At 68.1% G+C, this 235-nt stretch carries 1 pseudogene; it reads left to right on the top strand.

Features of this window, described 5'->3' with window-relative positions:
• Window positions 1–219 (top strand): annotated as a pseudogene (locus tag IJ15_RS0124680) (hypothetical protein); the annotation flags it as partial.
• Between the last annotated feature and the right edge of the window lie 16 nt (window positions 220–235).

Below are 235 nucleotides of genomic sequence, written 5' to 3'. Positions count from 1 at the left end.
ACCCCGGTCGGCGGCGTGGCGGCATCGGCAGTGCGCGATGCAGTCGATGCTGCACCCGGAATCGACCGTCAGGCACGTGATTTCGTGTCGGCGCAGCCGGGCGGTACGCAGATCCTGGACCAGATCGACGGGGCGATCAACGCGTTCGTCGTCGAATCGTCCCTCGGTGTCGCCACGAACATGATCAGCGGAGCCGTCGGGGACGGCATCCAGGCATGAGCCACGGGTGGGGCGG

This window comes from Prescottella defluvii (assembly GCF_000738775.1).
GTDB lineage: Bacteria > Actinomycetota > Actinomycetes > Mycobacteriales > Mycobacteriaceae > Prescottella > Prescottella defluvii.
The sequence above is the reverse complement of the archived record's forward strand: the minus strand, read 5'-3'. Positions and strand labels throughout refer to the sequence as shown.